Genomic DNA, 22,704 nt, shown 5'->3' on the forward strand with positions numbered 1-22,704 from the left:
AGCCTTCCTCACCTCCCCCGCCCCACGTCTTTGCTGCAGGAAGCCCAGGCTGCGAAACCGCGCGCCTGACCGTTATCGATCCGAACCAAGGAACCCTCATGTACAAGCTGATCGTTGTTGCCACCGCCCTCCTGACCCTCGGCGGCTGCGCCTCCGTGCCGAAAGGCGATCCGGCCCAGGATGCCGCGCTGAAGACCTTCCATGTCGCGCCGGACAAATCCGCCATCTACGTCTATCGCAACGAAAGCATGGGCGCCGCGGTGAAGATGGACGTCGCCATCGATGGTCAGGCCGTCGGCCAGACCGCCGCCAAGACCTACCTGTTCAAGGAAGTGGCGCCGGGCAAGCACACCATCACCTCCGAAGCGGAAAACACCGCCACGCTGGAAGTGAATACGCTGGCCGGCAAACCGACCTTCGTCTGGCAGGAAGTGAAGATGGGCGTGCTCTCCGCCCGCAGCAAACTGAATCTGGTGGACGCGGAACAGGGCAAGGCCGGGGTGAAGGAATCCGACCTGGCCATCGCCAAGTAAAAATCCGAATGACGAAAAAGGCCGCTCACGAGCGGCCTTCTTCTTGTCCGGCGAAAAGGTTCAGCGGTCGTCGTCGGGCTTGATATCGAAGCCGCTGGAGGCTTCGCTGACGATGCGGTAGCGGACGGTTTCGCCAGCCTTCACGGTGGCGAGCTCCTCGCGCAGCAGGCGACCCATGCTGCACAGGCCGCCGTCCTGCTCGTCGATGCCGATGCCGACCACGTGCTGGCCCGGGCGCAGCTGGAAGCTGACCATCTCGCCCACGCGGATGCGCGCGGCGGGCTTGCGGTCCACCGACAGCGCCACGTGGCAGCCGCCACCGATCTTGCCGAAGTCGCGGTGTACGTAGAGCGTGCCGCCGCCCTGCACCGGCTCCTGGAATGCCATCACGCGGTCGCTGGGGATTTCGGTTGGGTTTTCGGCGGGAACGGACGAACAACCGGCGAGAAACAACAGGGGCAGTGCTGCGTAGATCAATCGCATGGGTTCCCTCCACGGGCATGGGCGAAGTGCTGACGGACGTTATGACAGCATTTTGCGATCGACGGTGCCATCAACGCAGCGGATTTGCCGATCCGGATGTTTCCGCCTGCGTGAAACCGTAGTCGCGCTCGACCCTGGCGATGCGCGCGGTGAAGGCGCCGTACCAGTCGGCCCGGCCCCGCTCGCGGGCGGCGCTGTGCTGCAGGTCCTCGCGCCAGGCGCGAATCGCCGCCTCGCTTTCCCAATAGGACACGGTGATCCCCAGGCCATCCTCGCGGGCCGACTCGACGCCGAGAAAACCCGGCTGGCGTTGCGCCCGCTCCAGCATCCGCGCGGCCGTTTCGGCGTAACCCTGGTCGCCGTCGCGGCGTTGCGAGGTGAAGATCACCGCGTAGTACGGCGGCGTGGGCGTCGCGGCGATCACGAGGCCAGCTTCGCCTCGTGGGCGGCCTGCACCGCGCAGGCACCGACCAGGCCGGCGACCACCGGCGGCAGGCGCCCGGCCAGCGCCGCGCGCTCGGGCTGGAACAGGGTGGCGAGGAAGAACGGATGATCCTGCAGCTCGATGGCGCGCACTTCGCCCCCTTCGTCATGCCCGGACGCACGCAGGCTGTGCGCCAGCAGCGGCTCGCGGAAGGCGGCGTCGAGGCCGTAGCGGCAGAGGTATTCCTCGGTGATCTCCAGCACGCCGTAAAGCTCGGCGATCTGCGTGCCGGACACCAGCCGCACCCGGCGCGAGGCGTCCAGCAGCGCGCAGCTGAGCGGCGCGATCAGCGGCTGCTCGGCCTGCGGCGAAAGCTCGGCGTGTTCGGCGTTCCAGCCCAGCGAGTGGCGCGCGAACTCCAGCAGCGCATGCTGGAAGCCGCCGCAGGTGCCGAGGAAGGGCACGTTGTTCTCACGGGCAAAGCGGATCGCGCGCAGCGCGCCTTCGGTATCGGCGTAAGGGCTGCCGGGCACGCACCAGATGCCGTCGTAATCACCCAGGCACTGACCATCGCCGATGCCGTCGGTGGACAGCCAGTCGTGGTCGACGCGGATGTGCAGCGCCTCGGCGGCCAGTTGCAGCGCCAGCGGGATCGCACGATGCGCGGTGATGGTGTCGCTACGCTCGCCGATCAGGGCGATCTTCACGTGGTTGGTGCTGTACATGCGCATGCCTCCTCGTCTGGGCCAGGTCCTCTGGCGTGCCGTCCGAGCGCCACTATAAGATGGCGCTGACGCAACAAGTATTGGCATCCAGACAATCGAAGTGTGCACCGATGCAATATCGACTCGATCATTCCGACCTCTCCCTGGTCCTCGCGCTGGTCCGCGGACGCTCCCTGGCGCGGGCCTCGGAGATGCTCCAGGTCGACGTCTCCACGGTGTTCCGCTCGGTGCGGCGCCTGGAGGCGGCCCTGGGCATCGCGCTGTTCGAGAAGAGCCGCCGCGGCTACCTGCCGACCGGCGCCGCACAGGCGCTGGCGGAACAGGCCGAGCGTGCCGAGCAGGCGCTGGACGCCGCGCGGGTGGCGCTGGAACAGGGTGAACAGGTGGTCAGCGGGACGGTGCGCCTGACCTGCACCGATGCCGTGCTGCACAGCCTGCTGCTGCCGGCGCTGGCGCGCTTCATGCCGAACTATCCGGCGCTGACGCTGGAGCTGGCGACCTCCAACGAATTCGCCAACCTCAGCCGGCGCGACGCCGACATCGCCCTGCGCCTGACCAATTCGCCACCGGAGCATCTGGTCGGGCGCTGCCTGGGCACCGTGTCCTATGCCGTCTACGGCCGCGAGGAGTATCGCCAGCCGGCCTCGCGCGATCCGGCGCGGTTGCCCTGGATCGCCCCGGACGACTCGATGCCGGACCACGCCACCGTGGTCTGGCGTCGCCAGCGCTATCCCGGCGTAGTGCCCGCCTACCGTTGCAGCAGCATGCTTTCGGTGGCGCAACTCACCCAGGCAGGACTGGGCGTGGCGGCGCTATCGGATTTTCTCGCCGGGGATTTCGACGGCCTGGTGCGCCTGAGCGAGCCGCTGGGCGGATGCGACTGCGAACTCTGGCTGCTCACCCGCCCGGATTGCCGCGCCCTGCGCTCGGTGCAGACGCTGTTCGAGGAGCTGACCCGCACCGTGCGCATCGGCTCGGATTAGCCGCGCGCGTTCAGCCCTGCAGGCGCTCGACCAGCCGCGCGGCGAGTGCGGCGAGCTCCGCCGGCTCGGCCCTGTTCTGGGCATGGGCGCCCAGGCTGCTGGCGGACCAGCGCGGAATCAGGTGGAAGTGCAGGTGGTAGACGGTCTGCCCGGCGGGCGCGCCGTTGAACTGGGCGACCTGCACGCCCTCGGCCTGCAATTCGTCGATCAGCACGCCGGTGAGGCGCTGGGCGACCAGGATCAGCTTGCTCAAGGTGTCCGCGTCGATCTCCAGCAGGTTGCGCGCCGTCGCCCGTTTGGGAATCACCAGCGTATGCCCGCGCGACTGCGGGAAGGCGTCGAGGAAGGCCAGCACGTCGTCGTCCTCGTAAACCTTGTGGCAGGGCGCCTCGCCTCGAATGATCCTGGCGAAGATGTTCTGCGGATCGTAGTCGCCGTAAAGGCTCATGGGGTGCTCCTGGCAGGATGGAATCCGCAGAGGCTACCGCCCGCCTCGGCCGCCGGCAAACCGCAGGGCGGTGCGCGCGGCGGGCGGGCCTTGCTAAGGTAGAACGCACACCCTGCCCATGGAGGCTCCCATGCCCGATCTTTCCGCGTTCCCGATCACCCGCAAATGGCCGGCGACCCGGCCGGACCGCCTGCAGCTTTACTCGCTGCCCACGCCCAACGGGGTCAAGGTATCGATCATGCTCGAAGAGATCGGCCTGCCCTACGAGGTACATCTGGTCAGCTTCGAGAAGAACGACCAGATGACGCCGGAGTTCCTTTCCCTCAGCCCGAACAACAAGATCCCGGCGATCCTCGATCCCGACGGCCCCGACGGCAAGCCGCTGGCGCTGTTCGAATCCGGCGCCATCCTCATCTACCTGGCCGAGAAGACCGGCCAGCTGCTGCCCGCCGACCCGGCCGAACGCTACCAGGCGATCCAGTGGCTGATGTTCCAGATGGGCGGCATCGGCCCGATGTTCGGCCAGCTCGGTTTCTTCACCAAGTTCGCCGGCAAGGACATCGAGGACAAGCGCCCGCGCGACCGCTACGTCGCCGAATCCCGGCGCCTGCTCGGCGTTCTCGACAAGCACCTGGAAGGTCGCCAGTGGATCATGGGCGAGGCGTACGGCATCGCCGACATCGCCACGTTCCCCTGGATACGCAATCTGATCGGCTTCTACGGCGCTGGCGAGCTGGTGGAGTTCGAGCACTTCGCCAACGTCGCCCGCGTGTTGCAAACCTTCCTCGAACGCCCGGCGGTGGCACGCGGCCTGGACATCCCCCACCGCGGCTGAACGCCCCTCCGCGCACCGGCTCCGTAGGGTGGGCTTCAGCCCACCTCAGCCAACCCACGCATCAGCGCATCGCGTGGGCTGAAGCCCACCCTACGACTGGACATTCCACTGGCGCCGAACAGGGCGCGCGCAAGGCTTCCGGGCCTTCCTCCCAGCCGCTAGCATGGGCGCCCCTCAATTCATCGAGACCGCCATGACCCTGGAAATCCGCCCCGCGCAGCCCGCCGATGCCGCGCAGATCCTTGCCTTCATCGTCGAACTGGCCGAGTACGAGCGCGCCCGTCACGAAGTGGTGGCGAGCCTGGAAGATATCCAGCGCAGCCTGTTCGCCGACGGCGCGCCGGCGCGCGCGCTGATCTGCCTGCGCGACGGCGAGCCGATCGGTTACGCGGTGTACTTCTTCAGCTACTCGACCTGGCTCGGGCGCAACGGCATCTACCTCGAAGACCTCTACGTCACCCCGCAGCAACGCGGCAGCGGCGCCGGCAAGCAGTTGCTGCGTCACCTGGCCCGCGAGGCCTGTGCCCACGACTGCGGGCGCCTGGAGTGGAGCGTGCTGGACTGGAACGAGCCGGCCATCCGCTTCTACGAATCCATCGGCGCCAGCGCGCAGGGCGAGTGGATTCGCTACCGCATGGAAGGCGACACCCTGCGTACCTTCGCCGAGGGCGAGTGAGCCGTCATGCGCCCGTTCGGCGCGCGCGGCGCACCCTACAGAAGCGCTGCCCGGCGCGATCTGAAATGACACGTGATTCGCCGGCCGCCTGCCGACGTCTACGCTTCGGGTCAGCGCTGCGCGCAGGCGTGCTGGCGCTTCGCCAGGCGGCTTTTAAGGTTCATTTAAGTTTGATCGCTTAGAGTCGCTTTCGTCTTTCGCGCAGTCCGACTGCTACGGAACCCCAACCACCGCCGAGCGTCTGCAGATGTGCCAGCCGCCCGGCCGATAGAACATCTACGAGGTCCCTATGCCCGGTAACCGCCCCACCCCAGAAGCCCTGGCTGCGATGCCGCAGGAAACCGCGGATGAATCGCTCAAGCACATCGTCGATGGCTTCCTGCGTTTCCGAAACGAGGTGTTCCCCGAACAGGAAGCGCTGTTCAAGAAGCTCGCCGGCGCCCAGCAGCCGCGCGCCATGTTCATCACCTGCGCCGACTCGCGCATCGTTCCCGAGCTGATCACCCAGAGCTCGCCCGGCGACCTCTTCGTTACCCGCAACGTCGGCAACGTGGTGCCACCGTACGGGCAGATGAACGGCGGCGTCTCCACCGCCATCGAGTACGCGGTGCTGGCGCTGGGGGTGAAGCACATCATCATCTGCGGGCATTCGGACTGCGGCGCGATGAAGGCGGTGCTCAACCCGCAATCGCTGGAAAAGATGCCCACCGTAAAGGCCTGGCTGCGCCACGCCGAAGTGGCGAAGACGGTGGTCGAGGACAACTGCCCGCATTGCGCCGGCCAGGATTCCCTCGGCGTGCTCACCGAGGAAAACGTGGTCGCCCAGTTGCAGCACCTGGGCACCCACCCTTCCGTCGCCTCGCGCCTGGCCAGCGGCCAGTTGTTCATCCATGGCTGGGTCTACGACATCGAGACCAGCGCGATCCGCGCGTACGATGCCGAGCAGGGCGCCTACCTGCCGATAGATGCCGACCATCCGCTGCCGATGGCCACGCCCAAACCGCGATATCGCCCGTCCTGACGGGCACTCCCCTTTCGGCGCCCTGCCCCGGCGGGGCGCCGAAACCCTAACGCCAGCAGCCGTAACGACTGGCCGGACAACACGTCCCCACACCCCCTGATTGCCGCCGATGCCCGTGAAAACCGGTATCCGAATCCGTTCGCGCCAAGGAGTCCGCCCACGCTCTCGCGAGCCGACGTCAGGCAAGGCGGAAGCCGCCCAACAAGCGCATGTACCCGTCGTACATGCCTGCCTGGGCGACTTCCCTCTGCGCAGGGCATACGCACAACGGATCGCGGGTGAACTCCGAAGAATGTGGAGAAAGTGCATGCTCGACTCAATCAAGTCCTCCCTGCCCCGCGACGCCCTGGCGTCGGTAGTGGTGTTCCTCGTCGCCCTGCCGCTGTGCATGGGCATCGCCATCGCCTCCGGCATGGAGCCGGCCAAGGGCCTGATCACCGGGATCATCGGTGGCCTGGTGGTCGGTTTCCTCGCCGGTTCGCCGTTGCAGGTCAGCGGCCCCGCGGCCGGTCTCGCCGTGCTGGTCTTCGAACTGGTACGCACCCACGGCCTGGCCGCGCTCGGCCCGGTGCTGGTGCTCGCCGGGGCGATCCAGCTGCTCGCCGGGCGCCTGCGCCTGGGCTGCTGGTTCCGCGTCACGGCGCCGGCGGTGGTCTACGGGATGCTCGCCGGCATCGGCATCCTCATCGTCCTGTCGCAGGTCCATGTGATGCTCGACGCGACGCCCAAGGCCTCCGGCCTGGACAACCTCACGGCCTTCCCCGGCGCGCTGGGCGAAGCCCTGCCGGTGCTCGGCGCCGGCTTCGGCCTGGACGCCGCGCTGCTCGGCCTCGGCACCATGGCGGCGATGTTCGGCTGGGAGAAACTGCGCCCGCAGGCGCTGCGCTTCCTGCCGGGCGCGCTGATCGGCGTGACGCTGATGACGGCGGTGAGCCTGTGGTTCGCGCTCGAGGTGAAACGCGTCGACGTGCCGGCCAACCTCGGCGACGCGATCGACTGGATCACCCCGGAGAGCCTCATGCAGCTGGCCGATCCGACCCTGCTGGTCGCCGCGCTCGCCCTGGCCTTCATCGCCAGCGCCGAGACGCTGCTCTCGGCCGCCGCGGTGGACCGCATGCACAACGGCGCGCGCTCGGACTTCGACCGCGAGCTGTCGGCGCAGGGCGTCGGCAACCTGCTCTGCGGCATCGTCGGCGCGCTGCCGATGACCGGCGTGATCGTGCGCAGCTCGGCCAATGTGCAGGCCGGCGCCGTCAGCCGCCGCTCGGCGATCCTGCACGGCGCCTGGCTGCTGGCGTTCGTCCTGCTGCTGCCGGGCGTGTTGCAGAGCATCCCGATCGCCAGCCTGGCCGGCGTGCTGGTCTACACCGGGTTCAAGCTGGTCGATCTCAAGGCGGTGCGCAGCCTCGGCCGTTACGGCCGCATGCCGGTGCTGATCTACCTCGCCACGGCGCTGACCATCGTCTTCACCGACCTGCTCACCGGGGTGCTGGTCGGCTTCGGCCTGACGCTGGCCAAGCAGGCCTGGCGCAGCTCGCGGCTGAAGATCAGCCTGATCCGCCACGGCGAACGCGACGCCGAGCTGCGCCTGGTCGGCAGCGCCACCTTCCTCAAGGTGCCGAAGCTGGCCAAGGTGCTCGAAGGCATCGCGCCAGACACCCGCCTCCACGTGCCGCTGAGCCACCTGCCGTACATCGACCACGCCTGCATGGAGCTGCTGGAAGACTGGGCGCGCGCCGCGGCCAAGAACGGCGGCGAGCTGCAGATGAATCGCCACGCGGTGAAACGCCGTCTCGAAGGCCGCCGGCAGACCACCAGCGGAGTCGGCGCCGCGCACGCGGCCGGCTGAGTCGTCTAGCCGCGGCCCTGGAAGGTCTGCCGGTAGGCGCTGGGCGATACGCCGAACGCGCGGCCGAACTGCTGGCGCAGGGATACCGCGGAGCCGAAGCCGGCCAGCCCGGCGATCGCCTCCACGGAGTGTTCGGTGCCCTCGAGCAGGCGCTGGCTGAGCGCCAGGCGTTCGGCCAGCAGCCAGTCGCCCAGGGTGCTGCCGGTGAGCTGGCGGAAATGCCGGCTGAAGCTGCGCCGGCTCATCGCGGCCTGCTCGGCGAGGCTGTCCAGCGTGTGCGGCCGATGCAGGCAGGTGCGCACGTCGTCGAGCAGGCCGCCCAGGCGGTTGTCCCGCGAGGTGGCCGGCAACGGCTGTTCGACGAACTGCGCCTGGCCGCCCTGGCGATGCGGCGCCACCACCAGACGCCGCGCCACCCGGTTGGCCACCTCCGCGCCCCAGTCCTTGCGCAGCAGGTGCAGGCAGCAATCGAGACCTGCGGCGGTGCCGGCCGAGGTCAGCAGATCGCCGTCCTCCAGGTAGAGCTTCTCGGCCTCCACCTTCACCGCCGGGAAACGCGCGGCGAAATCCTCGACCCACCCCCAGTGCGTCGTAGCGCGACGCCCGTCGAGCAGGCCGGCGGCAGCGAGCACATAGGCGCCCAGGCACAGACCGACGATCAGCGCGCCACGCCGGTGGGCGGCGATCAACGCGTCCAGCAGCGCCTGCGGCGGCCGCTCGTCCGGGTCGCGCCAACTCGGCACGATGATCGTCCGCGCCTCGGCCAGCGCTTCCAGGCCATGGGCGACAGCGATGTCGAAGCCGGCGGTGGTGCTCAGCCGGCCGCCTTCCGCGGCGCAGACGAGCAGCTCGTAGGCGCCGTCCGCCGGAGGCGTTTCACCGAACACCAGGCAGGGAACGGACAGGTGGAACGGGCTGATCTGGTCGAACGCGACCACCACGATGCGGTGCGGCTGCATGCAGGAACCCTGCGCGGGGAATTTGGCCCGATTCTATCGAAAGTCGTCGCCCGGGCCACTCACGACAGGCCTTCCGCGCCGACGACACTGGCGCCCTCACACACAGAGGAGTGCCCCGCATGAGCGCATCACCGAAACGCGCGCTGATCGTCATCGACGTCCAGAACGAATACATCACCGGCAACCTGCGCATCGAATACCCCGATGTCGGGCTGTCGCTGCCGAACATCGCCCGCGCCATGGACGCCGCCCGGACCGCCGGCATCCCCGTGGTGGTGATCCAGCATCTCGAAGCGCCGGACTCGCCGCTGTTCGCCCGCGGCGGCGAGATGGCCGAGCTGCATCCGGACATCGCCCGCCGCCCCCGCGACCATCACGTGGAAAAGAACCAGGCCAGCGCCCTGGCCGGCACCGACCTCGCCGCCTGGCTGCGCGACCGGCAGATCGACACGCTGACGGTGGTCGGCTACATGACCCACAACTGCGACCTGGCGACCACGCTGGAAGCCCACCACCTGGGCTGGAACGTCGAGCTGCTGCATGACGCCAGCGGCTCGCTGCCCTACAGCAACGCCTGCGGCAGCGTCAGCGCCGAGGAGATTCACCGGGTGATGACGGTGGTGATGCACAGCAGCTTCGCCGCCGTGGCGAGCACGGCGCAATGGCTGGAAGCGCTGGAAAACGGCACGGCCCTGGAGCCCGGCGACATCCCCAGCTCGAACCAGCGGGCCATCGCCGAGCGCCAGTGACTCCGCGAGAAACCGAGGCGCCGCCCTCGCGCCTGCCCGAGGCCGACGCGCCTCGCGATTGAATCCCTTCCCAACCGGTGGTCGGATCGGCGATCCGGCGATCCGGCGATCCGGCGACCGGCACTCAAGCGACCGGCGGCCCGGTCACCGGTGTACCTGCGCGTCGCGGCGCCCGCAAACCGATCCGAACACCTCACCCCGACCTGGAGCCCGCCTGCGAAAACCGCGGTTGAAACTTGTTCAACCCTGCGGCGTCAATGTTCGTATTCAATTATGGAGTGTTCGATTTCTTCGCTTTGACAGGCCAAAGGTTTAAAATTAAGTTTCATTTACGAAAAACTCCGAACCCTGTTTGCGGTCGGAAAAACAACTACAACAATCGTCAGAGGCTCCCTCGCATGAGTACTCCAACCGTTCCGCTTCCGACCCTCAAGGGTCAATGCATCGCCGAATTCCTCGGCACCGCCCTCTTCATCTTCTTCGGCACCGGCTGCGTAGCCGCGCTCAAACTGGGCGGCGCGAGCCTTGGCCTGTGGGAAATCAGCATCATCTGGGGCGTCGGCGTGAGCATGGCAGTGTACCTCACCGCCGGTGTTTCCGGCGCGCACCTGAGCCCGGCGGTGTCCATCGCGCTCTGGCTGTTCGGCGGTTTCGAGCGGCACAAGGTGCCGGCGTACATCGTCGCCCAGGTCGCCGGCGCGTTCTGCGGCGCGGCGCTGGTCTATGGCCTGTACAGCAGCCTGTTTTTCGATTTCGAACAGGCCCACAACATGGTTCGCGGCAGCGTCGACAGCTTGCAGCTGGCCTCGGTGTTCTCCACCTACCCGCACCCCTCGCTGTCGGTCGGCCAGGCATTCCTCGTCGAGATGGTGATCACTGCGATCCTCCTGGCGATGATCATGGCGCTCACCGATGACGGCAACGGCCTGCCCCGTGGCCCGCTGGCGCCGCTGCTGATCGGCCTGCTCATCGCCGTGATCGGTGCCTCGATGGGGCCGCTGACCGGCTTCGCGATGAACCCCGCGCGCGATTTCGGACCCAAGCTGATGACCTACTTCGCCGGCTGGGGCTCCGTGGCCTTCACCGGCAACCGCGACATCCCCTACTTCCTGGTCCCGATCTTCGCCCCGATACTCGGCGCCTGCCTGGGCGCCGCCGCCTACAAGGCGCTGATCTGCAAGCACCTGCCCGTAGGTACGGGTGCCTGCAACACAGTCGAAGAGGCCACCTGGGAAACCGGCGAAAACAACCAGAAAGATGCCCGGGCATCCGAAGCCCGCTAAGGAAGACTTGCCATGAGCGATCAGAACAAGCAGTACATCGTTGCCCTCGACCAGGGCACCACCAGCTCGCGCGCCATCGTGCTGGACCGCAATGCCAACGTGATCACCGTTGCCCAGCGCGAGTTCGCGCAGATCTATCCTCAGCCGAGCTGGGTCGAGCATGACCCGATGGAAATCTGGGCCACGCAGAGTGGTGTGTTCGTCGAAGCCCTGGCCCAGGCCGGCATCAGCAACGAACAGGTCGCCGCGATCGGCATCACCAACCAGCGCGAAACCACCATCGTCTGGGACAAGCTCACCGGCCGGCCGATCTACAACGCCATCGTCTGGCAGAGCCGCCAGAGCACCTCGATCTGCGACCAGCTCAAGCGCGACGGCATGCTCGATCACATTCGCAAGACCACCGGCCTGGTGATCGACCCCTATTTCTCCGGCACCAAGATCAAGTGGATCCTCGACCACGTCGAAGGCAGCCGCGAGCGCGCACGGCGTGGCGAACTGCTGTTCGGCACCGTGGATTCCTGGCTGATCTGGAAGATGACCCAGGGCAAGGCTCACGTCACCGACTACACCAACGCCTCGCGTACCCTGCTGTTCGACATCCACAAGCGCGACTGGGACCCGGTGATGCTCGAAGCCCTCGACATCCCGCGCGAAATGCTCCCCGAGGTGCGCTCGTCTTCCGAGGTCTACGGCCACGCCTACCTGGGCTCCGGCCAGAGCACCGGGATTCCCATCGCCGGGATCGCCGGCGACCAGCAGGCGGCGCTGTTCGGCCAGATGTGCGTCGAGCCGGGCCAGGCGAAGAACACCTACGGCACCGGCTGCTTCCTGCTGATGAACACCGGCGAGAAAGCCGTGCAGTCGCAGCACGGCCTGCTCACCACCATAGCCTGCGGCCCGCGCGGCGAGGTGAACTACGCGCTGGAAGGCGCGATCTTCAACGGTGGCTCCACCGTGCAGTGGCTGCGCGACGAGCTGAAGGTGATCAACGATTCGCTGGACTCCGAATACTTCGCCACCAAGGTGCAGGACAGCAACGGCGTCTACCTGGTGCCGGCGTTCACCGGTCTCGGCGCGCCGTACTGGGACCCGTATGCACGCGGCGCGCTGTTCGGCCTGACCCGCGGCGTGAAGGTCGACCACCTGATCCGCGCGGCCCTGGAATCCATCGCCTACCAGACCCGCGACGTGCTCGACGCGATGCAGCAGGACGCCGGCGAACGCCTGCGCTCGCTGCGCGTGGACGGCGGCGCGGTGGCCAACAACTTCCTCATGCAGTTCCAGGCCGACCTGCTCGGCACGCCGGTGGAACGCCCGGAAATGAAGGAAACCACCGCCCTCGGCGCCGCCTACCTGGCCGGCCTGGCGACCGGTTTCTGGAGCGGTCTGGACGAGCTCAAGCGCAAGGCGACCATCGAGCGCGTGTTCGAGCCGGCCTGTGACGAAGCCAAGCGCGAAGCCCTCTACAAGGGCTGGAAGCGCGCCGTGGATCGCACCCGCGGCTGGGCCGAAGAATGATCGCCTAACGCAACGAAGAAGCCCGGCGCGGAAGTCCTTCCCGCCGGGCTTTTTCATGGGTGTCGAGAATTTGCTGTCCATACCGGTGGCGCGCGCCTTCCCATCGGCGCCAGGGCGGTTTTCCTCGAACAATCTTTAATCGCGCGGCGGACTGCGGCATGCTTCGGGCCACACCAGAATAAGGAAGTCGCAATGAGCTTGGCCCCCCGCCAGCAGAACATTCTCGAATTGGTACGAGAGCGCGGTTACGTCAGCATCGAGGAGCTGGCTCAACACTTCGCCGTCACCCCCCAGACCATCCGCCGGGACATCAACCAGCTCGCCGAAGTCGGCCTGCTGCGCCGCTACCACGGCGGCGCGGCGCACGATTCCAGCGTCGAGAACACCGCCTACAGCATGCGTGCCAGCCAGATGCGCGACGAAAAACGCCGCATCGCCGAAGCCATGGCCACACACGTGCCGGACCAGGCGTCGCTGTTCATCAACATCGGCACCACCACCGAAGCCATCGCCCATGCCCTGCTCAATCACCACGGGCTGAAGATCATCACCAACAACCTGCACGTGGCGAACATCCTCAGCGCCAAGGACGACTTCGACGTGCTCATCGCCGGCGGCACCGTGCGCAGCGACGGTGGCGTGGTCGGCCAGGCCACCGCGGACTTCATGAAACAGTTCAAGGTCGACTACGCGCTGATCGGCATCAGCGGCATCGACGAGGACGGCACCCTGCTCGACTTCGACTTCCAGGAAGTGCGCGTCTCCCAGGCGATCATCGACAACGCGCGCAAGGTCTACCTCGCCGCCGATTCCAGCAAGTTCGGCCGCAGCGCCATGACCCGCCTCGGCTCGCTGGAACAGATCGACAGCCTGTTCACCGAAGCCCGCCCCGAAGAGCCGTTCGCGCAACTGCTGGCGGCGAACAAGGTCAAGGTCGTCATCGCCGAGTAATCGCCTGAGCACCGGGCGACCCTGCTCACCTCGTCGTAGGGTGGGTTAGGCGCCCACCGCTGCCGCTGCCTGACACCGCCCGCCACGCGCCGTAACCCACCGGACACGCTGCCGCCGAACACCGCTGGTGGGTTGCGCGGATAAACCTCGAGCCAGGCGCAAAAACGGAGCGCCGCTCTACCCACCCTACGTCACGCCGCGTCTCTCGAAACGAAAACCCATCACAACTCAAAAGTTCGTATCGATTCGATTATTTTCTTTTATCGACGAAATGAACATTTCATCCCTATGAGATGGAATTCTTTTTCGCTACGATGTTCGTATTCGAATATACGCGTTCGTTTTCGAGGAGATGACCATGACCGACTCCACCCGCCCGCTCGCCGAGGTTTATGACGTTGCCGTGATCGGCGGCGGTATCAATGGGGTCGGCATCGCCGCCGACGCCTCCGGCCGTGGGCTCTCGGTCTTCCTGTGCGAACGCGACGACCTCGCCAGCCACACTTCCTCGGCCAGCAGCAAGCTGATCCACGGAGGGCTGCGCTACCTCGAACATTACGAATTCCGCCTGGTGCGCGAAGCCCTGGCCGAGCGCGAAGTGCTGCTGGCCAAGGCGCCGCACATCGTCAAGCCGATGCGCTTCGTCCTGCCGCACCGCCCGCACTTGCGTCCGGCCTGGATGATCCGCGCCGGCCTGTTCCTCTATGACAACCTTGGCAAGCGGGAAAAACTGCCGGCCTCGCGCGGCCTGCGTTTCGATGCGGACAGCGCGCTGAAGCCGGAGATCAAGCGCGGTTTCGAATACTCCGATTGCTGGGTGGACGACGCGCGCCTGGTGGTGCTCAACGCCATCGCCGCCCGCGAGAACGGCGCGCACATCCATACCCGCACGCAGTGCCTGAGCGCCCAGCGCAGCAACGGTCTGTGGGACGTCGAGTTGCAGCGCGAGGACGGCAGCCGCTTCTCGATCTGCGCACGCGCGCTGGTCAACGCCGCCGGTCCGTGGGTCGCCAGGTTCATCGGCGAGAACCTCAAGCAGCGTTCGCCCTACGGCATCCGCCTGATCCAGGGCAGCCACGTGATCGTGCCGAAGCTCTACGAGGGCGAGCAGGCGTTCATAATGCAGAACGAGGACCGCCGCATCGTCTTCGCCATCCCCTACCTGGGCCGCTACACGATGATCGGCACCACCGACCGCGAATACACCGGCGACCCGGCCAAGGTGCGCATCAGCGACGAGGAAATCGACTACGTGCTCGGCGTCGCCAACGCGCACTTCCGCAAGCAGCTGACCCCGGCCGACGTGCTGCACACCTTCGCCGGCGTGCGCCCGCTGTGCGACGACGAGTCGGACAATCCGTCCGCCGTGACCCGCGATTACACCCTGTCGCTGGCTGCCGAGGCGCACAAGGCGCCACTGCTGTCGGTGTTCGGCGGCAAGCTGACCACCTACCGCAAGCTGGCCGAATCGGCGATGGCGCAGCTCAAGCCGTACTTCCCGAACATGGGCCCAAGCTGGACCGCCAGTGCCACGCTGCCCGGCGGCGAGAACATGAGCACCCCGCAAGCGCTGGCCAAGCAGCTGCAGGCCAAGATCAGCGGCCTCTCCCCGGCCCTGGCGCAACGCTGGTCGCAGACCTACGGCGAGCGCGTGTGGAAGATGCTCGGCGATGCGCGCAGCGTGACCGACCTCGGCACCGACCTCGGCCGCGAGCTGTTCACCCGCGAGGTGGATTACCTGCGCCGCGAGGAGTGGGCGACCCAGGTGGACGACATCCTCTGGCGCCGCACCAAGCTCGGCCTGGCCTTCTTCCCGGAAGAAAAGGCCAACCTCGAGCGCTATCTCGCAACCGCCTCGGTCGAATCCTCCGCGCCGGCATCGCTCGCGACCCGCGACAGCGACGCCGCCTGATCCGTAGCGCACCGCGAGCGGCCGGACGGGCATCCGTCGGTGCGCACGGCGCACCCTACGGCACGAGCACAACCCTCTCGCCACTGATAAAGCGCCTGCCCGGCCACCGCCTCGGTAAAAGCCTCCGCGCCGGCGCCACTCGCGACAGCGACGCCGCCTGAACGTAAGATACACCATGCGCACCGCGAGCGGCCTGACGGGCATCCGTCGGTGCGCACGGCGCACCCTACGGCACGAGCACAACCCTCTCGCCACTGATAAAGCGCCTGCCCGGCAACCGCCTCGGTAAAAGCCTCCGCGCCGGCGCCACTCGCGACAGCGACGCCGCCTGAACGTAGGGTGCGCCATGCGCACCGCGAGCGGCCTGACGGGCATTCGTCGGTGCGCACGGCGCACCCTACGGCAGGGGCACAACCCCCTCGCCACTGATAAAGCGTCTGCCCGGCCACCGCCTCGGTAAAAGCCTCCGCGCCGGCGCCGCTCGCGACAGCGACGCCGCCTGATCCGTAGGGTGCGCCATGCGCACCGCGAGCGGCCGGACGGGCATCCATCGGTGCGCACCGCGCACGCTACGGCTGGAGCACGACGCTCTCGCCACTGATAAAGTGCCTGCCCGGCAACCGCCGCGCAGGTGCCCCCAATGACCACCCTCCTTCCTAGCGATCAGCCGCGCTTCTGGCGCGATGATGCACTGCCCTTCATCGAAGCCCGCTCGGTCGAGGACGGCCGCAAGGTCTGCTACGCGGCGCACTCGCACGCCTTTTTCTCCATCGGCGCGGTCACCGCCGGGAGCTGCACCTATTTCAACGGCAACGCCCGCGAGCCCATCGAGGCCGGCTGCGTGGTGCTGATGAATCCGCAGGCGGTGCACGCCTGCAACCCCATCGACGGGCAACCCTGGTCGTACCTGATGTTCTACGTGGACGCCGCCTGGCTCGGCGCGTTGCAGGGCGAGCTGGGCGCCAGCGCCGAGGGCGCCTTCGCGCCGTTCGCGCCGATCCTCAGCCGCGATCCCGCGCTGTTCGCCGCCCTGACCGCGCTGCACGCCACGCTGCTCGACGAGCAGGCCGACACGTCGCACAAGCAGGGCGCGATCGTCGAATGCTTCGGACTGTTGCAGTGCACGCTGGCACCGCGCCCGGCTGCCATGGACGAGGAACCCGCGCAACTGGAGCGCGCCGCGCAGTTCATCGACGCCCACTGCACCGAGGCGCTGACCCTGGAAGCCATCTGCGCGGCGGCCGGGCTGTCGCCGTCCTACCTGATCCGCCGCTTCAAGCGCCGCTACGGCATGACGCCCCACGCTTACCTGCTCAACCGTCGTATCCAGCGCAGCCAGCAGTGGTTGCGCCAGGGCCGCGGCCTGGCCGAGGTGGCGCTGGACGCCGGCTTCGCCGACCAGGCGCACTTCCAGCGCTCGTTCAAGCGCCACCTCGCGGCGACACCCGGCCAGTACCGCGACTAAAAGGGATCGCCAAGAACGCAGGCGAGGCCGTCAGCGCCCGGCAAAAACAGGCGAAAGGCGCCGTTCACGAACGACGTGACGACAACGCAGGTGGTTTTTGAGGTGCCCCGAAGCGCCCTCAGCCCTCCAGCAGATACAGGGCGCTGCCCGCCAGCAGCAGCGCCATCGTCCGGTTGAGCAGGCGCACCCGCGCCGGATGCTGCAGGTGCTGGTGCAGCAGGCTGCCGGCCAGGCCCCAGGCGCCGAGCGAGAGATAGCAGATGACGAAGTACAGCGCGGCGAACAGCCAGACCCGCGTCAGCTCGCCGTCCGCCGCGAACAGCCCCATGCCCGCCACCGACGCCAGCCAAGCCTTGGGATTCACCCACTGCATCAGCGCCCCGGTCCACAGCGACGGCTGCGTCGCCGGCCGTTCCATGCCGAGCTGGCCATCGTCGCGCGCCAGCCGCCAGGCCATGTACAGCAGGAAGGCCACGCCGCCCCACTGGATGCCGACCATCAGCAGCGGCGCGCGCTGCAGTACCTGGTAGAGCCCGAGGCCGATCAGCAGCAACAGCAGGGTGAAGCCGACCGTGGCGCCGGTCACGTGCCGCAGGCTGGCGGCGAAACCGTGCCGGGCGCCGCAGTTCAGGGCCACCAGATTGACCGGGCCGGGGGTGATGGAAGAGGCCAGCGCGAAGGCGGCCATGGACAGGTAGGGAGTCATCGCGATCTCTGCAGCAGGGAAACCAGTGCTGCAGGCTAGGGATCGCCCCCCGCGGGGTATTGAAGGAAATTACCCTGCGCACACCGCTCGGCGAACGCAGGGCAGGTCGCGGCACTCTTTTATCAGGCAAGCTGCCGACCACCGTAATGCGGTCCACACGGTCGTCCGCACTGCTCCCCTCTCCCATTGATGGGAGAGGGGCTGGGGGAGAGGGCCGGAAACACCGCGACACGCGGCGACCCTCCCCTCTCCCTAACCCTCCTTCGAGCGAGGACATCCATGAGCCGTCTGCTGCACACCTGGCAATCCCCGGTCGCCCGCATGAAGCTGCTGGCGGGGCTTCTCCTGCTGCTCGCCGCCGCGCTCTATGCGCTGGCCACCGCGATGCAGGCGCGACACCCGGCCTGGGGCTATCTGGCTTCCTTCGCCGAGGCGGCGATGGTCGGCGCCATCGCCGACTGGTTCGCGGTCACCGCGCTGTTCCGCCGCCCGCTCGGGCTGCCGATTCCGCACACCGCGATCATCCCGCGCAGCAAGGCGCGCATCGGCCGCAAGCTGTCGGACTTCATCACCACGCACTTCCTCGCCACCCCGATGGTGCTGGCCAAGCTGCAACAGCTCGACCTCGGCGGCCGTCTCGCCGACTGGCTGCGTCATCCGGACAACGCCGGGATGGTCGGTCGCCAACTGATCGGCGTGGCGCGCTTCGGCGTCACCGCGCTGCGCGACGAACCGGTGCGCGACTTCGTCCAGCGCAAGCTGATCGACCGCCTGCGCGCCGCCGACCTGGCGCCGGCGTGCGGCAGGCTGCTCGAGCTGCTCACCGCCCAGGGTCGCCACCAGGCCGTGCTCGACGAGGGCCTGGTCCGCCTGCACAGGCTTCTGCGCGACGACGACACCCGCGCGCTGATCGCCCGCACCATCACCTCGGAAGTGCGCACGCTGCGCTACCTGGGGCTCGGCAAGAGCGTCGGCAACTGGTCGGCGAACAAGCTGGTGGACGGCATCTCCTCGCTGATCGCCGAGGTCGCCAACGACCCGCAGCACCTGCTGCGCAAACGCTTCGACGAGCACGTCGCGCTGTATGTCGAGCGCCTCAAGCACGACCCGCAGTATCGCCTGGAGGTGGAGCGCCTCCTCGCCCAGTTGCTCGAACACCCGGCCACCACCGCCTACCTGCAGCAGCTCTGGCAGGCACTGGTGCAGTGGCTGCAGGACGACCTGGACAGCGACGACTCGCGCATCGGCCGGCGCATCGTCCGCCTGACCCAGGGCCTCGGCGAATCGCTGGCCGCCGACGCCGCCATGCGCGCCTGGATCAACCAGCAGGCCATGGCCGCCGCGCCGGAGCTGCTGGAGCGCCACCGCGGGCAGATCGGCGACTACATCGCCGACCGCGTGGAGCAGTGGGAAAGCCGCGAACTGGTGGCGCAAATGGAGCAGAGCGTCGGCAAGGACCTGCAGTTCATCCGCATCAACGGCACCCTGGTGGGCGGACTGGTGGGCCTGGTGCTGCACGCACTGACGCAACTGGCGGCGCGTTTCTAGCCCGCGCCGAGGCAGCTAGACCAGCACCTGCCGGGTGGTCGCGATCAGCCGGTGCACCTGGCGCTCGACATGCGCCTCGGTGGGGGTTTCCGGGCCACGCCCGCGCGGGCACGGCAGGCTCGCGGTGGTGCCGAACAGCCGGCAGATCAGCGGCCGCTGATCGTACACCTGGCAGCCCTGTGGGCCAAGGTGCACGCAGTTGAACTCGGCCAGCGCGGCATCGTGGTCGGCGTCGCTGCGCACCGGCAGGCGCGCCATTTCCTCGGACGACGCGGTGACCGGCCCGCAGCAATCGTGACAACCGGGCACGCAGTCGAAGCGCGGAATGCGCTGGCGCAGCTGGTCGATCCTGCGGTCGGTACAACTCATCGAGGCTCACTCGGAACGGGCGGAGCGCGCATGGTACACCCCCGCGCCCTGCCGGCCCCGCCGGGCACGGCTGTCGATCGCCACCAGTACCTAGGTACAGCCGCGCCGGAACCAACGAAGGATTTTTTCCCGATCCGGCGCCCGCTCTAATGGCACGCATCCGCCATTCCTATAAAAACACCGGAGCCGCCATGCGCACCTCGATCACCCTCGCCCTGGTCATGGGCAACGCCTGCGTGCTGCCGGTCGCCATCGCCGCGGACGCCCCCGCGCCCTTCGCCCTCGAACCCATGGAAGTGATCGGCACCCTGCCCCTGCCGTCCTTCGGCACCTCGGACAGCGTCGCCGCGCCGCTGCAGACATTCGATGCCGAGGACCTCGCCAGCAGCCAATCGCTGGGGCTGGCCGACTTCCTCGACCGGCAGGTGGCCGGCGTCTACCTCAACGAGATCCAGAACAACCCACTGCAGCCGGACATCAATTACCGCGGCTTCACCGCCTCGCCGCTGCTCGGCACGCCGCAGGGCCTGTCGCTGTACCTCGACGGGGTGCGCATGAACCAGCCGTTCGGCGACGTGGTCAGCTGGGACCTGATCCCCGAGAACGCCATCGCCAGCGCGCAGCTGATGCCCGGCAGCAACCCGCTGTTCGGCCTCAACACCCTGGGCGGCGCGCTCGCGGTGCAGACCAAGGACGGCCGCGCCTATCCCGGCGGCGCCCTGCAGGCCACGCTCGGTTCATACGGGCGGCGGATCGGTGAAGGGGAATACGGCGGCAGCCAGGGCGCCTGGGACTGGTTCGTCGCCGGCACCTGGTTCGAGGAGGACGGCTGGCGCGACCACTCCGCCTCGGATGCGCAGAACCTGTTCGGCAAGCTCGGCTGGCAGGGCGAAACCACCGACCTGAAGCTGACCTACAGCTTCGCCGATACCGACCTCAACGGTAACGGCATGGTCCCCAGGAGCTTCCTGGGCCGCGACTACGACAGCGTCTACACCCACCCGGACAACACGCAGAACACCGCCAGCTTCCTCAACCTGCAGTGGAACCACGACGTAAGCGACGACCTGAGCCTGTCGGGAAACGCCTATTACCGGCACATCCGCACCGACACCTTCAACGGCGACATCAACGACGAAGCGCTGCCCGAAGGCGTCGGCGAAGCCGGCCAGAACATCCTGCTAACGCCCGGCGCCTACACCACCGCCGGCAACCTCGCCGCCTGCCTCGCGGAACTGGAACCGGGCGGCGAACCCGGCGAGAAATGCACCGGCGTGATCAACCGCACCGACACCCGGCAAAGCAATGCCGGGCTGTTCGCCCAGGCGTCGTTCCGCAACCGGCTGTTCGACCGGGCCAACACCTTCGCCGTGGGCGGCGGCTTCGACTACAGCCAGGTGCGCTTCCGGCAGTCCGCCGAGTTCGGTGCGCTGACCGCCGACCGCGGCATCCTCGGCAGCGGCGTGTATGCCGAGCCCGGCAACGCCTTCAACCTCGACGGCGACCTCGACGACCGCAGCGTCGACCTCGACGGCAACACCCGCACCTGGAGCCTCTACGGCAGCGATACCCTGACCCTCACCGAGGGGCTGAACCTGACCGCCTCGGCGCGCTACAACCATGTCTCGGTGCGCAACCACGACCGCCAGACCCACTACGAACTGGACGGCGACGCGCTGGGCGACGAGATCGACGAGAACGCCTCGCTCAGCGGCACCCACCGTTTCAGCCGCCTCAATCCCGCCATCGGCCTGACCTACGCCCTCACCCCGCGCGTGACCGGCTACCTCGGCTACAGCGAAGGCAGCCGCGCGCCGACCACCATCGAACTGGGCTGCGCCAACCCGGAAGCGCCCTGCCGCCTGCCCAACTCGATGGCCGGCGACCCGCCGCTGGAGCAGGTGGTGACCAGGACCTGGGAAGCCGGGCTGCGCGGCACGCTGGGCGAACACCTGCAGTGGAACGCCGGGGTGTTCAGCTCGATCAACGTCGACGACATCATGTTCGTCTCCTCCAGCACCAGCGGCAGCGGCTACTTCGACAATTTCGGCAAGACCCGCCGTCGCGGCATCGAGGCCGGCTTCGCCGGCGACTGGAACGACTGGACGCTGGGCGCCAACTACACCTTCCTCGACGCCACCTACCGCTCCAGCGAGACCTTCCTCGGCGAAGCCAACAGCAGCGCCGACGACGGCACCCTCAGCGTGAAGCCCGGCGACCGCATTCCGCTGATCCCCCGGCACCTCTTCAAGCTGTCGGCCCGCTACGCGCTCAGCGAACGCCTGAACGTCGGCGGCGATGCCATCGCCCTCTCCGGCAGCTACGTGCGCGGCAACGAGAACAACGACCACCAGCGCGGTGGCCTCTATCAGGGCGGCGGCAAGATCGGCGGCTACACCCTGTTCAACCTCACCACCGACTACCGGATCGACCCGCAGTGGCTGCTGTTCGCCCGCGTCAACAACCTCTTCGACCGCGAATACGCCACCGCCGGCATGCTCGGCGCCAACCCCTTCGACGCGGGCGGCACCCTGCGCACCGACGGCCAGTCGAGCAGTGGCGCGGTCAACGGCCGGCGCAGCGCCAGCGTCGGCGAAACCTTCGTCGCCCCCGGCGCGCCCCGCACTGCCTGGGTCGGCGTGAGGTGGGAGTTTCAATGAAGTAACCCGCTGCGCCTTTGCAGGTGAAGTCCTTTTCATGAGGGATGGGAGAATCGGGCGCGCAAACCCGTGCCCGCGTGGTCGATATGGCGTATCGGCTATCCGCCGATCCGCTCGCCAGCCTATCCAGGCCGGCGGGCCGATCGGCCACTCTCAAACCTTCACAGCGAGAGGAAACGCAGCATGGATCGATTCACCGGAGGTTGCCTGTGCGGCAACGTCAGACTCGTGGCTTCGGGACGCCCCTACCGCGTCGGCCTTTGCCATTGCCTCGACTGCCGCAAGTACCACGGCGCGCTCTTCCACGTGTCGGCGATCTTTCCCGAGGCGGCCGTGAGCGTCGAGGGCGAGACGCGGGACTACCAGGGGCGCGTATTCTGCCCGCGCTGCGGCTCGTCGGTGTTCTCGCGCAGCGCCGATGAAATCGAGGTGAACGTCGGCTCCCTGGATGCCACCGACCAGTTCACGCCCACCTACGAAAGCTGGGTCGTCCGCCGCGAGTCCTGGCTGCCGCCGTTTCCGCTCACGCGGCACTACGCGAAGGATCGCGAGGGCAGCGGTCGCTTCGAGGACTAGCCAGCCCACCTCGCGCAACGCCGCCGCG

22 protein-coding genes are annotated in these 22,704 nt (G+C 67.8%); 15 read left to right on the plus strand and 7 right to left on the minus strand.

Annotated features, from left to right (window positions below):
• Positions 1–98 precede the first annotated feature (98 nt).
• Positions 99–533 carry a DUF2846 domain-containing protein gene (locus tag BLV15_RS11980; protein WP_090228371.1) on the plus strand — a complete coding sequence of 145 codons (435 nt, stop codon included), beginning with the start codon at positions 99–101 and terminating at the stop codon, positions 531–533.
• Between the two features lie 60 nt (positions 534–593).
• Here the strand turns inward: BLV15_RS11980 and BLV15_RS11985 are convergent, their stop codons facing one another.
• From BLV15_RS11985 to BLV15_RS11995, 3 genes are all read right to left on the minus strand, one after another.
• Positions 594–1,016 (minus strand): 3-isopropylmalate dehydratase, encoded by a 423-nt coding sequence (locus BLV15_RS11985; RefSeq protein ID WP_090228373.1) that lies wholly within the window; start codon positions 1,014–1,016, stop codon positions 594–596.
• Between the two features lie 70 nt (positions 1,017–1,086).
• On the minus strand, positions 1,087–1,440 hold the full coding sequence (locus tag BLV15_RS11990; RefSeq protein WP_090228376.1) for an antibiotic biosynthesis monooxygenase family protein: 354 nt from the start codon (positions 1,438–1,440) through the stop codon (positions 1,087–1,089).
• Positions 1,437–2,165 carry a CTP synthase C-terminal region-related (seleno)protein gene (locus tag BLV15_RS11995; protein ID WP_090228379.1) on the minus strand — a complete coding sequence of 243 codons (729 nt, stop codon included), beginning with the start codon at positions 2,163–2,165 and terminating at the stop codon, positions 1,437–1,439. Before BLV15_RS11995 ends, BLV15_RS11990 begins: the two co-directional genes overlap by 4 nt.
• A 110-nt stretch (positions 2,166–2,275) precedes the next feature.
• On the opposite strand from BLV15_RS11995, the gene BLV15_RS12000 reads away from it, so the two are divergent.
• Entirely contained in the window at positions 2,276–3,148 is an 873-nt protein-coding gene (locus BLV15_RS12000; protein ID WP_090228383.1) for a LysR family transcriptional regulator, read from the plus strand.
• A gap of 10 nt (positions 3,149–3,158) precedes the next feature.
• Here BLV15_RS12000 and BLV15_RS12005 read toward each other — a convergent pair whose 3' ends face one another.
• Positions 3,159–3,596 (minus strand): HIT family protein, encoded by a 438-nt coding sequence (locus tag BLV15_RS12005; protein WP_090228385.1) that lies wholly within the window; start codon positions 3,594–3,596, stop codon positions 3,159–3,161.
• A gap of 130 nt (positions 3,597–3,726) precedes the next feature.
• Between BLV15_RS12005 and BLV15_RS12010 the strand changes: the two genes are divergently transcribed.
• The 4 genes from BLV15_RS12010 (at position 3,727) to BLV15_RS12025 (ending at position 7,977) form a co-directional block, all read left to right on the plus strand.
• A complete protein-coding gene (locus BLV15_RS12010; RefSeq protein WP_090228387.1) occupies positions 3,727–4,431 on the plus strand; it encodes a glutathione S-transferase N-terminal domain-containing protein in 705 nt (234 codons plus the stop codon).
• Between the two features lie 193 nt (positions 4,432–4,624).
• The gene (locus BLV15_RS12015; protein ID WP_090228390.1) at positions 4,625–5,107 is read left to right on the plus strand and encodes a GNAT family N-acetyltransferase; all 483 of its coding nucleotides are present in this window, start codon (positions 4,625–4,627) and stop codon (positions 5,105–5,107) included.
• 289 nt (positions 5,108–5,396) lie between these two features.
• Positions 5,397–6,128, plus strand: coding sequence for a carbonic anhydrase (locus BLV15_RS12020; protein ID WP_090228392.1), 732 nt, complete (start codon positions 5,397–5,399; stop codon positions 6,126–6,128).
• A gap of 307 nt (positions 6,129–6,435) precedes the next feature.
• Positions 6,436–7,977 carry a SulP family inorganic anion transporter gene (locus BLV15_RS12025; protein ID WP_090228395.1) on the plus strand — a complete coding sequence of 514 codons (1,542 nt, stop codon included), beginning with the start codon at positions 6,436–6,438 and terminating at the stop codon, positions 7,975–7,977.
• A 5-nt stretch (positions 7,978–7,982) separates the two neighbouring features.
• Here BLV15_RS12025 and BLV15_RS12030 read toward each other — a convergent pair whose 3' ends face one another.
• Positions 7,983–8,936, minus strand: a complete 954-nt coding sequence (locus tag BLV15_RS12030; RefSeq protein ID WP_090228398.1) for a helix-turn-helix domain-containing protein — start codon at positions 8,934–8,936, stop codon at positions 7,983–7,985.
• Positions 8,937–9,055: 119 nt separating this feature from the next.
• Between BLV15_RS12030 and BLV15_RS12035 the strand changes: the two genes are divergently transcribed.
• The 6 genes from BLV15_RS12035 (at position 9,056) to BLV15_RS12060 (ending at position 16,817) form a co-directional block, all read left to right on the plus strand.
• The gene (locus BLV15_RS12035; protein ID WP_090228399.1) at positions 9,056–9,685 is read left to right on the plus strand and encodes a cysteine hydrolase family protein; all 630 of its coding nucleotides are present in this window, start codon (positions 9,056–9,058) and stop codon (positions 9,683–9,685) included.
• Positions 9,686–10,083: 398 nt separating this feature from the next.
• Positions 10,084–10,968: an MIP/aquaporin family protein gene (locus BLV15_RS12040; protein ID WP_090228402.1), complete on the plus strand. Its 885-nt coding sequence runs from the start codon at positions 10,084–10,086 to the stop codon at positions 10,966–10,968.
• Positions 10,969–10,980: 12 nt separating this feature from the next.
• Positions 10,981–12,489 (plus strand): glycerol kinase GlpK, encoded by a 1,509-nt coding sequence (gene glpK / locus BLV15_RS12045; protein ID WP_090228405.1) that lies wholly within the window; start codon positions 10,981–10,983, stop codon positions 12,487–12,489.
• Positions 12,490–12,681: 192 nt separating this feature from the next.
• Positions 12,682–13,440 carry a DeoR/GlpR family DNA-binding transcription regulator gene (locus BLV15_RS12050; RefSeq protein WP_090228408.1) on the plus strand — a complete coding sequence of 253 codons (759 nt, stop codon included), beginning with the start codon at positions 12,682–12,684 and terminating at the stop codon, positions 13,438–13,440.
• Between the two features lie 358 nt (positions 13,441–13,798).
• A complete protein-coding gene (glpD, locus tag BLV15_RS12055) occupies positions 13,799–15,352 on the plus strand; it encodes a glycerol-3-phosphate dehydrogenase (protein ID WP_090228410.1) in 1,554 nt (517 codons plus the stop codon).
• A gap of 640 nt (positions 15,353–15,992) precedes the next feature.
• Positions 15,993–16,817 carry an AraC family transcriptional regulator gene (locus tag BLV15_RS12060; protein ID WP_090228413.1) on the plus strand — a complete coding sequence of 275 codons (825 nt, stop codon included), beginning with the start codon at positions 15,993–15,995 and terminating at the stop codon, positions 16,815–16,817.
• 118 nt (positions 16,818–16,935) lie between these two features.
• Here the strand turns inward: BLV15_RS12060 and BLV15_RS12065 are convergent, their stop codons facing one another.
• Positions 16,936–17,523 carry a LysE family translocator gene (locus tag BLV15_RS12065; protein ID WP_090228416.1) on the minus strand — a complete coding sequence of 196 codons (588 nt, stop codon included), beginning with the start codon at positions 17,521–17,523 and terminating at the stop codon, positions 16,936–16,938.
• A gap of 279 nt (positions 17,524–17,802) precedes the next feature.
• Here BLV15_RS12065 and BLV15_RS12070 point away from each other — a divergent pair, with 279 nt between their 5' ends.
• The gene (locus tag BLV15_RS12070; RefSeq protein ID WP_090228418.1) at positions 17,803–19,071 is read left to right on the plus strand and encodes a DUF445 domain-containing protein; all 1,269 of its coding nucleotides are present in this window, start codon (positions 17,803–17,805) and stop codon (positions 19,069–19,071) included.
• A 15-nt stretch (positions 19,072–19,086) separates the two neighbouring features.
• On the opposite strand, the gene BLV15_RS12075 is transcribed toward BLV15_RS12070, so the two are convergent.
• Positions 19,087–19,440 carry a YkgJ family cysteine cluster protein gene (locus tag BLV15_RS12075; RefSeq protein WP_090228420.1) on the minus strand — a complete coding sequence of 118 codons (354 nt, stop codon included), beginning with the start codon at positions 19,438–19,440 and terminating at the stop codon, positions 19,087–19,089.
• A gap of 191 nt (positions 19,441–19,631) precedes the next feature.
• On the opposite strand from BLV15_RS12075, the gene BLV15_RS12080 reads away from it, so the two are divergent.
• Both BLV15_RS12080 and BLV15_RS12085 read left to right on the plus strand, forming a co-directional pair.
• Positions 19,632–22,100, plus strand: a complete 2,469-nt coding sequence (locus tag BLV15_RS12080; protein ID WP_090228423.1) for a TonB-dependent receptor — start codon at positions 19,632–19,634, stop codon at positions 22,098–22,100.
• A gap of 183 nt (positions 22,101–22,283) precedes the next feature.
• Positions 22,284–22,676: a GFA family protein gene (locus BLV15_RS12085; protein WP_090228425.1), complete on the plus strand. Its 393-nt coding sequence runs from the start codon at positions 22,284–22,286 to the stop codon at positions 22,674–22,676.
• Positions 22,677–22,704: the final 28 nt, after the last annotated feature.

It is taken from the genome of Pseudomonas kuykendallii (assembly GCF_900106975.1).
GTDB lineage: Bacteria > Pseudomonadota > Gammaproteobacteria > Pseudomonadales > Pseudomonadaceae > Pseudomonas_O > Pseudomonas_O kuykendallii.